Annotated in this window: 13 protein-coding genes and 1 pseudogene; 9 read left to right on the forward strand and 5 right to left on the reverse strand. The window is 63.8% G+C overall.

Annotated elements, in window-relative coordinates; translation table 11 throughout:
- The first annotated feature begins 41 nt into the window (after positions 1–41).
- On the forward strand, positions 42–278 hold the full coding sequence (locus ACTJK8_RS02000; RefSeq protein ID WP_116655243.1) for a DUF6894 family protein: 237 nt from the start codon (positions 42–44) through the stop codon (positions 276–278).
- A 388-nt stretch (positions 279–666) separates the two neighbouring features.
- On the opposite strand, the gene ACTJK8_RS02005 is transcribed toward ACTJK8_RS02000, so the two are convergent.
- Positions 667–1,644 (reverse strand): sensor histidine kinase, encoded by a 978-nt coding sequence (locus ACTJK8_RS02005; RefSeq protein ID WP_440761432.1) that lies wholly within the window; start codon positions 1,642–1,644, stop codon positions 667–669.
- A gap of 727 nt (positions 1,645–2,371) precedes the next feature.
- Between ACTJK8_RS02005 and ACTJK8_RS02010 the strand changes: the two genes are divergently transcribed.
- A complete protein-coding gene (locus ACTJK8_RS02010) occupies positions 2,372–3,622 on the forward strand; it encodes an HlyD family secretion protein (RefSeq protein WP_059407898.1) in 1,251 nt (416 codons plus the stop codon).
- On the forward strand, positions 3,604–5,604 hold the full coding sequence (locus ACTJK8_RS02015) for a glycosyltransferase (RefSeq protein ID WP_440761433.1): 2,001 nt from the start codon (positions 3,604–3,606) through the stop codon (positions 5,602–5,604). The genes ACTJK8_RS02010 and ACTJK8_RS02015 overlap by 19 nt, the downstream gene beginning before the upstream one ends.
- A gap of 443 nt (positions 5,605–6,047) precedes the next feature.
- Here the strand turns inward: ACTJK8_RS02015 and ACTJK8_RS02020 are convergent, their stop codons facing one another.
- Together ACTJK8_RS02020 and ACTJK8_RS02025 are read right to left on the reverse strand one after the other, a co-directional pair.
- Entirely contained in the window at positions 6,048–6,395 is a 348-nt protein-coding gene (locus tag ACTJK8_RS02020) for a hypothetical protein (RefSeq protein WP_127991748.1), read from the reverse strand.
- Between the two features lie 304 nt (positions 6,396–6,699).
- On the reverse strand, positions 6,700–7,296 hold the full coding sequence (locus ACTJK8_RS02025; protein ID WP_440761434.1) for a hypothetical protein: 597 nt from the start codon (positions 7,294–7,296) through the stop codon (positions 6,700–6,702).
- Positions 7,297–7,443: 147 nt separating this feature from the next.
- Between ACTJK8_RS02025 and ACTJK8_RS02030 the strand changes: the two genes are divergently transcribed.
- Positions 7,444–7,785 (forward strand): hypothetical protein, encoded by a 342-nt coding sequence (locus tag ACTJK8_RS02030; RefSeq protein ID WP_440761435.1) that lies wholly within the window; start codon positions 7,444–7,446, stop codon positions 7,783–7,785.
- Here ACTJK8_RS02030 and ACTJK8_RS02035 read toward each other — a convergent pair.
- A pseudogene (locus tag ACTJK8_RS02035) lies at positions 7,778–8,652 on the reverse strand (IS5 family transposase). The gene ACTJK8_RS02030 and the pseudogene ACTJK8_RS02035 overlap by 8 nt on opposite strands.
- A 470-nt stretch (positions 8,653–9,122) precedes the next feature.
- On the opposite strand from ACTJK8_RS02035, the gene ACTJK8_RS02040 reads away from it, so the two are divergent.
- The 5 genes from ACTJK8_RS02040 (at position 9,123) to ACTJK8_RS02060 (ending at position 12,231) form a co-directional block, all read left to right on the forward strand.
- A complete protein-coding gene (locus ACTJK8_RS02040; RefSeq protein ID WP_440761436.1) occupies positions 9,123–9,830 on the forward strand; it encodes a hypothetical protein in 708 nt (235 codons plus the stop codon).
- Between the two features lie 54 nt (positions 9,831–9,884).
- Positions 9,885–10,121 (forward strand): hypothetical protein, encoded by a 237-nt coding sequence (locus ACTJK8_RS02045; protein ID WP_133250852.1) that lies wholly within the window; start codon positions 9,885–9,887, stop codon positions 10,119–10,121.
- 501 nt (positions 10,122–10,622) lie between these two features.
- Positions 10,623–11,222, forward strand: coding sequence for an AMP-binding protein (locus tag ACTJK8_RS02050; RefSeq protein ID WP_063110826.1), 600 nt, complete (start codon positions 10,623–10,625; stop codon positions 11,220–11,222).
- A 65-nt stretch (positions 11,223–11,287) separates the two neighbouring features.
- Positions 11,288–11,464 (forward strand): hypothetical protein, encoded by a 177-nt coding sequence (locus ACTJK8_RS02055; RefSeq protein WP_440761437.1) that lies wholly within the window; start codon positions 11,288–11,290, stop codon positions 11,462–11,464.
- Positions 11,413–12,231, forward strand: coding sequence for an AMP-binding protein (locus tag ACTJK8_RS02060; RefSeq protein ID WP_440761438.1), 819 nt, complete (start codon positions 11,413–11,415; stop codon positions 12,229–12,231). Before ACTJK8_RS02055 ends, ACTJK8_RS02060 begins: the two co-directional genes overlap by 52 nt.
- Positions 12,232–12,536: 305 nt before the next feature.
- On the opposite strand, the gene ACTJK8_RS02065 is transcribed toward ACTJK8_RS02060, so the two are convergent.
- Positions 12,537–12,731: a hypothetical protein gene (locus ACTJK8_RS02065; protein WP_133250851.1), complete on the reverse strand. Its 195-nt coding sequence runs from the start codon at positions 12,729–12,731 to the stop codon at positions 12,537–12,539.
- Between the last annotated feature and the right edge of the window lie 31 nt (positions 12,732–12,762).

Consider the following 12,762-nt stretch of genomic DNA (forward strand, 5'->3'; position numbering starts at 1 on the left):
ACTGCTTAGCGTGGCTGACGGATCCCCCCGCCGAGCCGCCCATGCCCCGCTTCTTCATCGATCTGCACGACGGAACCGAACTGGTCCGCGACAAGGACGGCTACGACCTGCCCAGTCTCGAAGCCGCCCGTTCGCAGGCCGTGAAGATCATGACGCGCATCGCCCAAGGGCTCTCCGACCGGCCCGGGCGTCAGGATTACATCGCGGCAGTCCGCGACGACGAGGGCGTGGTGCGGATGCGCTTCCGGGTGTCGCTCGATGCCGGCCCCGTCGGCTGAGGCTCAGGGGTGCGGAACTGCCGAAAAGTTCGCGCCTCTGGCTGAGTCGGCGCCCGGAAAGGCCGCCGTGTGTGGGACCGGGCGGGCTGGATTCGATGGTAGCGAGGGAGGGGCTCGAATCCGCGACATAGAGATTGCGGTGCTTCGCTTCTGCGCTGCGATTCAGGCACTGAGCTGTCAACTTGGCGGACAAAGGCACCAGTCGTACCCCAGCACGAAAGCTTCGCGCCGTCCGCGACGAGGAGAGTCCTGCTTCCGGTTTCGGGTGTCAGATATGAGAAGCGGATGCCGGGCGGTGGGCCAAAATACGCCATGAAACGGCGGCCGAGGGCATACATACCGCCGGCCGGACGACGTCGCCGGCGTGGCACCTTGCGTGGTTCACGCGTCAGGTTTGCGGGATAACCATCGCGAAGCGCAGGCCCTTCCCGTCGATGGCGCGCTCGAAGCGACCGCCCAGGCTTCGCTCGATGGTCTGCTTGAGTAGCCGCGACCCAAACCCGGTTCCATCGGCCTTAGGCACCTCCGAAGGCGCTGACCGCTCTCGCCACGTCACGTGCATCCCATCGGCGGCCATCTGTCCCTGAACCTTGAGGGTCCCGCCGCCCGAAAGGGCCCCGTACTTGGCCGAATTGGTGGCGAGCTCGTGAAAGATCATCGCGTAGTCGTTGACCTTGCCTTGGGTGGCAACCACCGCGTCATCGATGTCGATCTCGATATTGTTGCCGTGCCGATAAGGCGCCAAGATGCGCTCCGCGAGGATGCCCATCGAGACGTTCCCGCTCTCGCCTTGCTGAGCGCGTGTTGCCAGGACGGTCGCCTCGTGCAGCACGCCGAACCGCCGCGACAGGTCCTCCGCGAAAAGCGGCGCCGACGTTGCGTCTCGGGCGACGATGGAAGTCAGTGCCCGGGCTACGGTGAACATGTTCGAGACCCGGTGCGCGAGTTCAGCGGTTAGAAGCCGTTCGGCCTCCTCGGCCCGTTTGCGGTCCGTGATGTCGAGGAAAATGGCTTGAACCCATTCCCCGACCCGACCGGCGTCCCCACCGACACCTCGCGCCGAGATCCAGCGCGCGTCCGCACCCGCGCCAATACGGAAGTCGAAGCTGTAAGGATGCGGGTCTCGCTCACTGGCCGCCCATTCCTTCACCATCGCACTGCGATCGGCGGCGTTGACGCGCGCGAACAGAACGTCGATGTCGACGACGGCTCCGGAGACGCCCCAGAACTCGCGACACAGGCTGTCGAGCTGGGCTACCCGTTGGGTCGGCGACCACGCCCAGAGGCCGACGCCGCCTCGGTGGATCGCGCCGGTGAAATTCGCCAAGGTCCACTCGTCACCGGTCAACTCGAGCCCCCCGTTCATGTCGTTCTCGCGTGCCTGCCTATCGGGGTGACCCGCCCGTTGCGATACCGGCATATAACCCGCGGATGACGTGCCGGCTCCGGCATAGCTCGATCACGCTGTCATCTTTCGCGAGGATGCGCGAACAGGGCCTCGGGCGGGAGACCTGTCCGGCATCGCGAGCCTTCAGTGACGAACGAGATGGCGATGATGGTCCGATCGGGTTCCGATTCGGCCACACGCCTTGCAGAAGACATCATCGCCGAGATCGAAAGACCGTACGCGCTCAACGAGTGCGCCACTTCCATTGGCTCCAGCCTTGGTTTGAGCGGATGCGAGGATCGGTCGAGCCCTGAAGAGCTGATGCAGTGCGCCGACGTCGCTCTCTCCGAGGCGAAACGCCGTCGCCGAGGACGCGCAGCGGGCCGCGGCGCAGCGTCAGGAGGCACCCGCCATCACGGCAGCCGTAACACGTTCGCGCAGGTCCAGAGACAGGGGCGAAGGCATGGGCAAGCTCCTTCACCTACCGACGCGCTACCCGCAAACTCGTCCCATTCAGCGCGGGACCGGCTCCGGAGCTTCAAATTAATAGTCCATGAACTATAGCAATCTCGGAGCTTCGGAGCGCGATTCCAAGCACGCCGGATGTATCTCGAGGCGGAACTGGCGCCGAATTCGCGTAGTTGTCCTCGATACGGACAGAAGCGATACCGGATCTGAAAACAATCATACAAAACTGAGGCGCCGAATGCCCTGGAACAGTCGCTGGATGCGCGTACTGGTCGGCGTGCTCCTCCTGAGTGCTGCCATCCTAGCAGTCCTTCCAAGCTTCACAGGCTACACCAGCCTAGACGGCACCGTGAACGCGCGCTTCGCCGTCGTGTCGGCGCCCATCGAGGGCGTGGTCTCCGATACGCCGCCTAAGGTCGGGACGGCGCTGCCCGAGGATACCTCGGTGTTCTTCATCAACAATGGCCGCATCGCGCGAACCGCCGAGGCGCAATTAGATGCTGACTTGGCTGCATCCAAGGAAAAGTTGCGGGCGCTCGAGCTGCAAGCGAAGGATCTATCTGCACTCAAAACTGATCTGATCGGTCGCCTCAGAGAGTACCAGCAGGCGAGCATAGTGAGCATTCAGCAAGAGATCATCATCCGTCAGCAGCGCATCGCGACGGCGCAGGCCAACAAGACCTCCGCCGAGGCGGACCTTGCGCGCAAGCAGACGCTCGGCGCGACCGGCGTGGTGGCAGGGAGTTCGGTCGAACAAGCCCGCGCCGCCTCAGTCGGCGCCGGCAGTGAGCAGAACATCGCCAAGGCCGAGCTGGAGCGGCTCCAGCGCCAGTTGGATGCGCTCAAGCGCGGCACCTTCGTCGGCGAGGGCCGCAATGACGTACCCTACTCGCAGCAGCGTATCGACGAGGTCACGATCCAGCTCGCCAACGTCGAGGCGCAGATCCGGATCGAGAAAGCTCGCACCCAGCAGTTGAGCCTCCAGCTTTCTTTGGAGCGCTCCCGGAACGACCGGCTCTCCTTCGTCGCGGTGCAGGTTCCGTTCAAGGGTGTCATCTGGCGCAACAACGTCGTGGCTGGCTCAAACGTGCTGGTCGGCAACGAGTTGATGCGCCTGCTCGACTGTCGCGACCTGTTCGTGGACATCCTCGTGGACGAGGTGAACTACGATGAGATCAAGCCGGGCGACAGCGCCGATGTACGGCTGCTCGGAACGTCCCAGGTGATCCCTGGTCGTGTTTTGTCGGTGCGCGGGTCGGCAGCCGCCGTCGAAGAGGTGGTGCTGGCAGCGATCCCGCCGCAAAGCCGGGGCAAGAATGCCCGCATCCGGGTCGCGCTCGACCCGAGCGATATGCAGACCGATTACGCCAATTTCTGCCAGGTGGGTCGCACGGTTCAAGTTCGGTTCGCGCGTGCCGGGTCGTCCCTTCAAACCGCCCTCGATCCGGTCATGAATTGGGTGAAGGGCCTGTGGTTCAGCATCTCGTGAGCCTCGGGCCGACGCTTTTCGTAGCGGCCTTCTTCTTTATCTTCGCCCTGAACTGGCCGCGGGACCGCACGTGGACGCGCGCGGTGACTTGCGCCTTCGTGCTACTCGTCGCCGGGCGCTATCTCTGGTGGCGCTGCTTCCACACCGTCTTGCCCTACCCAGCGGATCGAAGCTTCGGCTTCTTCTGGACGTGGTTCGTGTTCTGCGTCGAAATGGGTGCCTTCGCCGACATCCTGCTCTTCCTGGTGGCGATGAGCCGCTACGTCGATCGGCACGCCGAGGCCGACCGCCTGGAGCAATCGTTCTTCGCCACCCGCCCTGACAGCCTGCCCACCGTCGACGTGTTCATTCCGACCTACAACGAGCCTCTGGATGTTCTGGAACGGACCATCGTCGGGGCTCTCGCGCTCGACTATCCGCGAGACAAGCTGAAAATATATGTCCTCGACGACAAGCGCCGCGACTGGTTGCGCGCCTATTGTGAGTCGAAGGGCGCGATCCACGTCACGCGCTCGGACAACAGCCACGCCAAAGCGGGCAACATGAACAACGGCCTGAAGGTCTCGTCGGGTGCCTTCGTCGCGATCTTCGATGCCGACTTCGTGCCGTACCGCAATTTCCTGCGCCGCACGCTGCCCTTCTTCCGGGACCCGACCATCGGCATCGTTCAGACGCCGCAGCACTTCTTCAACAAGGACCCGGTACAGTCGAACCTCAATCTCGAGAAGGTCTGGCCCGACGAGCAGCGGCTGTTCTTCGACGAGATGGCCACCTCCCGCGATGCCTGGGACGTGAGCTTCTGCTGCGGGTCCTGCTCCATCGCTCGGCGGGCCGCCATCGACGCGATCGGCGGCTTCCCGCACGACTCGATCACCGAGGATCTGCTCACCACGCTCGCGATGCTCAACAAAGGCTACAAGACCCGCTACCTCAACGAGCGGCTGTCGATGGGCTTGGCGGCCGAGAACCTGAAGGGCTACTTCGTGCAGCGCGGGCGCTGGTGCCGGGGCGGCATCCAGACGATCTACCTCCATAACGGCCCGCTGCGCGGTCCTGGCCTCAACCTGTTCCAGCGGGTGATGTTCATACCCCTGTCCTGGTTGGTTCAGTACACCGTCCGCTTCGTGATCCTGATCGTGCCCGCCGTCTACCTGTGGACGGGATCGGCGCCGCTCTACTTCACCGGCACCGAGGACATCGTGCGCTACCAGCTTCCTGTGCTGGTCGGCTATTTCCTGCTGATGGGCTGGCTCACGCCGACGCGGTACCTGCCCCTGATCTCTTCGGCGGTCGGCACCTTCGCGACTTTCCGCATGTTGCCCATCGTGCTCTCCAGCCTGATCAAGCCCTTCGGCGTGCCCTTCAAGGTGACGCCGAAGGGCTCGGGCAATGAGGAGTCCGAGTTCGACGCCTACACGTTCCTCTGGATCGCCTCCTTGATCGCGATCACGTCGCTCGGTCTTATCGTCAACATCGTACCCGAATGGTCGCGGATCGGTGAGGGCGAGTTCTCGGTGGTGTCAGCCTACTGGGCGGTAATCAATATCGTGGTTCTGATGATCGCTGCGCTGATCTGCTTTGAGAAGCCACGTCCCCTCGTAGAGTCCTTCTCCACGAACGAGCGCGCACGCGTGCTCGGTGTGAGTGAGACGTACCGCGAGGCGCGCATCGTCAGTCTCTCGCTGGACGGGGGCATCGCTGAGTTCGCCACGCCCCCGGGCCTGCGCACCGGTGATTACATGTGGGTCGAGATGGACGCCTTCCCGCACCTGCGCTGCACAGTCGAGAAGGTCGCGGCTCCGAAGGCGGGCAAGCCGGTCAGCGTGAAATTCAGGTTCAAGCTGGAGGGCGAATGCCGCGACCGCATGATCGTCAAGCTCTACACAGGCCGCTACAGCCAGGACATCCACGACCTCGACAAGTCGGCTATCGCAGGCGGGGTATGGTCGCGGATGTTCGGCAAAAGCCCGGAGATCATTTAGCGCGCCTCCGCGCCGAGCCGTGCGGAGGCTTTGACGAAGTCGATCTTACCGAGGGTGGCAGCATCCGAGCTTTCACCCGGTCGCTGGCCGATTGACGCGGGTGTAGCGCGGCTCGTCAGGTCGGTCGGCCGTGCTTTCGTGGAGACGGTCCGGCCGTCGGAGTTGCACGTCATCCTGTATGCTTTCCACAGCAAGCCGTAGGTGCCGAAGGCGACCATAAACCTCAGGAGCCTCGACCCAGACGTGGGACTGCCTTCGACGAACGAAGTGACCCTGTCTGAGTTGGCCGCGAGCTGGCAGCGCATTCTCAAACAGCAAGTCTGTCGTGCAGCGGACAGGCGGGGAATAGCAATTTACAAATTTGCTCCACGGCAGTGCAATGAACATTACAATGATAATTGTTTTATAGAAAGTTATTTGTCGTCCGCATAATACCTAGAATTTCAATTGGAAAATTTTCGAGCATGATTGAGACAAAATTCCTGGACTTCACTGGTCGATTTGAGCTGCCCATCTTGAGAGAGCTGCATTGCCCTCTCACCGGCATTCCACGAGGCGCGGCCGATTTCGGCCCGATCAGTGGATGAACAAGCCCCCATCTTCACATCGGCGCCGATGCGCTCCTCGGTCGATTTCAGAAGATCGCCGCCGCGCCCTGTCGCGGACTTGAAATTTCCGAGACATGTGTTCGCTATATGTAACTGGACGTTGCAGGCAGCTATCGCTCCATCTGCTGCGCCCGTGAGCGCGCCGAGCACTAAGATCCCGCCGATCACGTATGCTGATGCCACAGAGGTTGTCCTCTCCTGTACGCCAAGGAGGCGCTTGGGTTTGGAGATCCCATAGTGCACCACAGATATCTAGAGAATGAATTTTGCGACCGCGCGGTTTGGCTGCTGGATTTACGGCGCGGATCGTTAGCAGACGTTTAATTGTAGAATCTTCGACATCAAATGTCTATATATCAGCGTTTATTGCCGCATTAACCCTTCTCCGGTGCCACCGCTTTCGAGAAGAGCATCGATGCGTTTCTTGAACAGGATGGGATCACACGCGGTCGCGGGCGACCGTCCGCAGACGGCGGGTTTGAGCGCATCAGCGCGCGACTTGCTGCGGGATCTGGTGCGAGACCTTGATCAGAAAATCCGCGCGCGACTCCGGGCTCATCTTGGCCACATGGTCGCGGATCGCCCCCGCTGAGGATGTTTGGGAGGAACCGGTGTCACCCTCACCCCCCTTCGTGACCGCGAGGCCGACGAGATGGCGCGGCCCGGGCTGATCGCCCTCCATCGTCGCGAGGGCCGACCTTGATGAGCGACGATCAGCCAGGTCGTAGTCGAGCCGGTTGGCCGCATCGACTTTCGTCAGCGGCAGGATAGGGACAGCTCGGGCATGAGGCCTCCGACGGAGACGCGGTGGCGCACCGTGGCCGAGGTCAGGGCTGGTGGGTGGCGCGGTCGTTGAATCGGAGCCCGCGACCGTCTCGATTTCAGTGAGCGCGGGACCGTGGAGCGTCTCGGACGTTCTGCACAAGGTCGACCGGTCGAACAGCCCGCCCTCGCGCGGGGCGGGCCTCTGTTCGAACTGGCCTGCCACCGCGTACGCGCCGAGCGGGATCTTGTCGCGCTCGGCGCGTACGCGGGAAGCGCTCCGGGAACAGCAATTCGCCGTCGAGCGTGCGCGGATCGGCAAAGCTCGGCGTCCGGCAGCCGCGGTCCGGCTCGAACTCCATTGGCAGCATCAGGTGAACGTAGCCCGGGCCGAGCCGCAGGATCTCGCCCGTTACGTCGCGCTCGTGCAGGCGCTGCATGATTACCACGATCGCAGAGCGCCGGGTCGTTGAGGCGCGTCGTCACCGATTCGCGGCAGATCCGCAGCGTCCGCTCGCGCTCGGTCTCGACCATCTCGGTGAAGCGGGGATCGTCGATGATGACCCGGTCGCCGCGGCTCGCGGTCAGCGTGGCGAATGGCATGCCCTCGCGCGAGCCGGTCGCCGTATTGGCGAACGCGATCGCGCCCGAGCGGGACAGCGCGCGGTGCGGCCAGAGCGCCCGGTACCGCGCGCTCGACATCAGGTCGTGCATGCGCCGCCCGTCGCGCAGCCCGGCGAACCCGCGCAGGCCTGGATCAGCGCACGATCGAGATGGCGCGCCACTAGGGCGTCTCTGCAAAGTCATCTGAGCCAGAGCATCGTCATGCCGAGCGTGACGATAGCGAGGTAGTTTGCGGCTCGCTTCTCGTAGCGGGTGGCGATGCGGCGATACTGCTTGAGCCGGCCGATCAACCGCTCGACCTTGTTGCTCTGGCGGTAGGCGGGTTTGTCGAAATCGAGCTGGCGGGGCTGATCCTTGCGGGTGGGGATCACCGGCTCGACCCGGCGTTGTCAGAGGCGACAACGGGCCGGCGGACTGGAGTAGCCCCGGTCGCCTGCCGTCCGGCGGGGACGTAGGCGCGGGCGGCCTCGCCCTGGACGTGGCACCGCGCCCTTGTCCATGAGTGCATTCAACGCAAACTGCTCGTGGCGCTCGCCCGCCGTCAGCACCGCCGTGATCGGCTTACCCCCGCCCTCGGCACGCAGATGCAGCTTGGTCGAGAAGCCACCCTGGCTGCGCCCGCGCGCTTCGCCCACGCCCTCGACGGTCGCCTCACCCCCCGACGGCGCCGGACCGGCGTGCCCCGGCGGCGTGCTGGTGGGCGCGCACCACCGTGGCGTCCACGAAGTGCAGGTCCCAGTCGAGGTCGCCGCGCGCATCCGCCTGCGCCTGCAACCGCCGCAGCACCCGGTCGAACACGCCGGCCTTGCGCCACCGGTAGAACCGGCTCGACACCGTTCCCACAGCACGATAGCGCGCCGGGAGATCCTCCCAGGATGCGCCCATGCGCTTCGATCCAGAGCATGCCGTTGAGGACTTGCCGGTGATCCTCCGCAGGCCGGCCCGTGCGCGGCTTCTGCGGAGGCAGCAGCGGGGCGATCTGCTCCCACTGCGCGTCAGTCAGTTCGAGAGCCTGACCGTCACTGAAAAGGCCATGCCGCTCCGCGGCACGCATTCGGCCGGTCCCGTGAAACCGATCGACGTTCCGAAGAGCAAGGTGCTCATCGGCGGCACGCAGATCGGACTTGGCCTGCAGACGGCAGCGATAGCCTGCGTGATGTCGGAGCGCGGTCGTAGCAGCATTGGCGTCGCAAACAGGATCGACACCGTCTGGTCGATGGCCCGTCACGCGGCGGCCACTCTTCCGGAATTCGCAAGAAAACCCGACGAAGTTCGGCTCGTGCAGGACTATCTGCGCACGGAGGTCAGTGCAGACTTCGAACTGATTGCGACGCTTGAGCACGGGGTCGGAGTCCATCACGCCGGCCTGTCGGACGAGATCAGGACGCTGATGGAATGGCTTGCCGAGGCCGGTCACCTTAGGGTCTGTGTGCAACCTCGACCATCGCGCAAGGCATCAATTTCCCCGTTTCGTCCATATTCCCGGCATCGCGTCACGTTCCGCAAGATGGACGCTCGATCGAGATGTCTCCGCGCGAGTTCTGGAATCTAATGGGTAGGGCAGGGCACATCGGGCACGATAGCGTCGGTGTCGTCGGACTCGCGGAGGGCACCTCCCGACGCGAGCTCATCGAGTACGTCGGCCGGAACACCGGTGCGCTGGCCTCACGCTCGGTCTCTCTGATCGACGATCTCGAGGCCCGCGGACGTCTAAACGAACTTCAATCCATCATCTATGCGCCCCAATGGGTCGATTTTCGGTGTTACGTCGCGCATCTTTGGGCCGAGAAGAACCTCGACGCGGTGCTCGCCAAGTCCGAGCAGCTTCTCAGGCAGACCTACGGCTACGCGACGTTGCGCAACGATCCGAGTGCGAGATCCAAGGCAGACATGTTGCTTGACGCAACGCAGAGCTACGCCCGCAACCTTGCCAAGAGTTCCGGCTTTGCCGACCTCGCAGACTTGACCGGGTTCTCTCCCGAAGGCGTTCGGGAAGCGCTCAAAGGCCTTCAGAATCTGGAGAAGAAGCTCACGCCGAGCGACTGGGCACCGGAAGGCCTGTTCGGAAAGAGCGGCAAAATGGCTGATCTCTCCGGAGTCATGTTGCAGATTCTTCAACTCAAGGAGGATCTGGAGAAATACAGCGGCGAATGTTTAGAAAATGCGCTATTATCTATTGTCAATAAAGATTTAATCAAGAGCAACGCTCTTGAAGAGATGTCCAAAAAATAATTTTTGAAGGGAATAAATGTATCAGATACTGATGCCCTGGCTGAACCCTTCAGGGTGCTCTATCGAGCGATCGTCAACAATGGTACGTGGGGTATTTCAGCGCTCAGCCGCATGACCGGAGTGAACTTCGACGCGCTGACCGAGCGGGGTCGACGCCGTCTCGATGCGCTTCCTGCGATGATCTATCATGGAGTTCGTACGGAGGCGGCCGTGCTGATTGCGGATGAACTCTGCACCACGAAGCGCAGCGGAAAAACTCGCCGAGCTGTATCGATCGACCGTAAAGGATGACGATGCTCAGTACCCGGTGGGAAAGGCACGACAGTGCTTGAACGCCATGGGTGCCGTGGACTGGAACGCGAGCCGACCCGCCGATGCCGTTCTGACCGGCGAAGGCTATCGCAACCTTTGGCGGGTGCTCTCCGGTGAAGGTGGCTGATGTATCTCGGCGATGAGCTCGACCGGGCTGCCGGAGCCGGGAGAGGTGACGACTGACAGCGCCTGAGCCGGTATCGAGCTCAGGCCGGACATCCCGAAACAGATCGATACGCCCGCGATTGTGCGCTTCATGCCCCACTCCGTCGTGACGTCTTGGAACTGAAGCAGCGAACCGCTTGGCTTAGCAAGTCTTCATAAGCCATCGAGCCGCACGATGTTTGCGAAAACTTTTCCGAAACGGCGCAAAGCTATACATTTCGAACCGACATATGATCGCCGGTGGTGAGATCGGTTGTCCGGTTTTTATCGCGGGCCGGCCGTCGGTCGCTTCGTGTCCGGACAGCGGGCCGCGTCGTGACGAGCGGCACCGTGCCGTCAGGGTACCCGGCGACCACCTCGGTCTACGTCGCCGAGTCGATCAAGCGGCTGAGCCGGAACATCTCCGCTCCGGCCCTTCGATACGACGGTGCGACCGTTACCGCTGGCGAACTGCTCGCGTCCGTGCATCGCTACGCCCGCGCCCTGTTCGGCATCGGGATCCGGCGAAGCTCGCTCTTAGCCCTCCTGGCCCCGAACTGTCCGGCGGCCCTCGCCGTGCGCTACGCCGCGAACTTGATCGCAGCCGCGACGACCTTCCTGTCTGTCACGGCATCGTCGGCCGCGCAGGCGGAACTCCTGGGATTGACGGCGCCGGACCTCCTCGTTGTCTTCCCCGAGACCGCGAAGCTCGTCCCGGTTGATGGTGGCATCGGGGTGGCCTCGGCCGGAGGCGGCGTCGCCGGCTCCGGCCGAGGCCACTCGATGCGCTGGCCGAGGGCCCAAGCCACCGAGTGGTTCGCCTGCGCGGCCAGGCCGGACGACCTCGGCGTCGTGATCTCCTCCGGCGGCAGCACGGGCGTACTAAGGGGAGTTGGCGCACATTCGCCGCCTACGCCGCCATTGTCGATGTCCTGAGCTCCGCGGAAAGGCGTCAACTCGTCAACGGACGCCTCGCGTACCTGTCCCAAGTGTTGGTCGACATGACCTTGCTCGGCGGGGGAACGGTCGTGCTGCGGGACGGCTTCGATCCGGCCGACACCCTCGGCATCATTCAGCGTGAGCGCATCACGGACCTCTTCCTGGTCGAGCCGCAATTGTTGAGCTCATGGACCACCCGGACGTCGCGCGGCGGGATCTCTCGTCGCTGCGCTGCCTGACGCATGTCGGGGCGTCCGCGCCGCCCACGCTGCGCCGCCAAGCCCGCGCGCGCCTCGGCCCGGTCGTCGCCCACACCTACGGGGCCAGCGAGATGGGCTTGATCAGCGTCCTGCCGCCCTCTGGGCACGACATCTCCGACGCCGAGAGCTTCGGCTCCGCCGGGCCCATCCTTCCCGGCGTCGAGGTGAGGTTCCGGCGGGGCGAGGGTGGCCTCGCGGCTCCCGAAGAGGGGGGCTCGGTCGAGGTGCGTTCGCCCGCGATGGCCAGCGGCTACCTCAACCGGCCCGATCTGGACGCGGCGGCCTTCCACGATGGCTGGTACCGCTCCGGAGACCTAAGACTGCTCGATGCGGCCGGCCGCCTGCATACTCTCGGTCGAGCTGTGGACGCCCTCTCGGTCGATGGACGCACGCTTACGCCGACGATGGTCGAGGACACCCTCTGTGGCGTCACCTCCGTTCGGTACGCCGTGGTCGTCACGAACTGTGGACCGCGACCTGGACCGCGGTTGTGGAGGCGTGGCCGGAGGACGCCCTGGATGTCCTCGCCTGCCAGCGAGCGGTCGATGCCGTCCATGGTCCCGGCATGGCGTCGCGAGTTCGGTTCCTCCCAGTGCCGCGGGTCCCGCGCACGGAGCAGCGCAAGCCAGACCGGGAGGCAGTTCGCGCCATCGCGCGGGTTGGCGAGGACTGCACTTGACGAGCCTGCGCCCACGGAAATGAAACGCGTCCGCGCGCCGCTGTTGGCCGCGGCGGCATCCGCCTAAGCCGCGCGGTACCCGGTCTCAGTCGAATCACCTTCTCCCATCCTGTAGATACAGCTACCGGGACGTCCGCTTCGGAGATGGCTACGAAGCGTGCTGAAAGGTCGGGATGGGCGCCAAGCCGAACGTCCGGTTCTGCGCGCCATAACGATTCTGTACGACGGATTCTGGCCGGAAGCAGAACGGGCGCTTCGGAGACGACCGACAGGAAAAGCGGAAGGCCTCGGACCGACCCAACCCAGCCGCCCGATTGGCCAGGGGCGCATCTACAAAGCGGTCGCTGGCCATCTGTTCGATACAAGCCCGGCCTAGCGCTTACGATCCGAGCCATCAGGTACCGTCACCTGCAACTCGGTAAACACCCTTCGTGGGATGACCACGCCGACGATCTGGCCATCTGCCGCGATGAAGCGGGCAGCTACGGTGTCACCCCCGTCGATGAGCTCGATATCGATCAGTTCGCGGACAGCCACAGCCGTCGCAACGGGCTTTTCATCAGGCATGGCTGGCTTCCCCATGCCGAACAGATATCAT

The organism is Methylobacterium sp. 22177, assembly GCF_052045615.1.
Taxonomy (GTDB): Bacteria; Pseudomonadota; Alphaproteobacteria; order Rhizobiales; family Beijerinckiaceae; genus Methylobacterium; species Methylobacterium radiotolerans.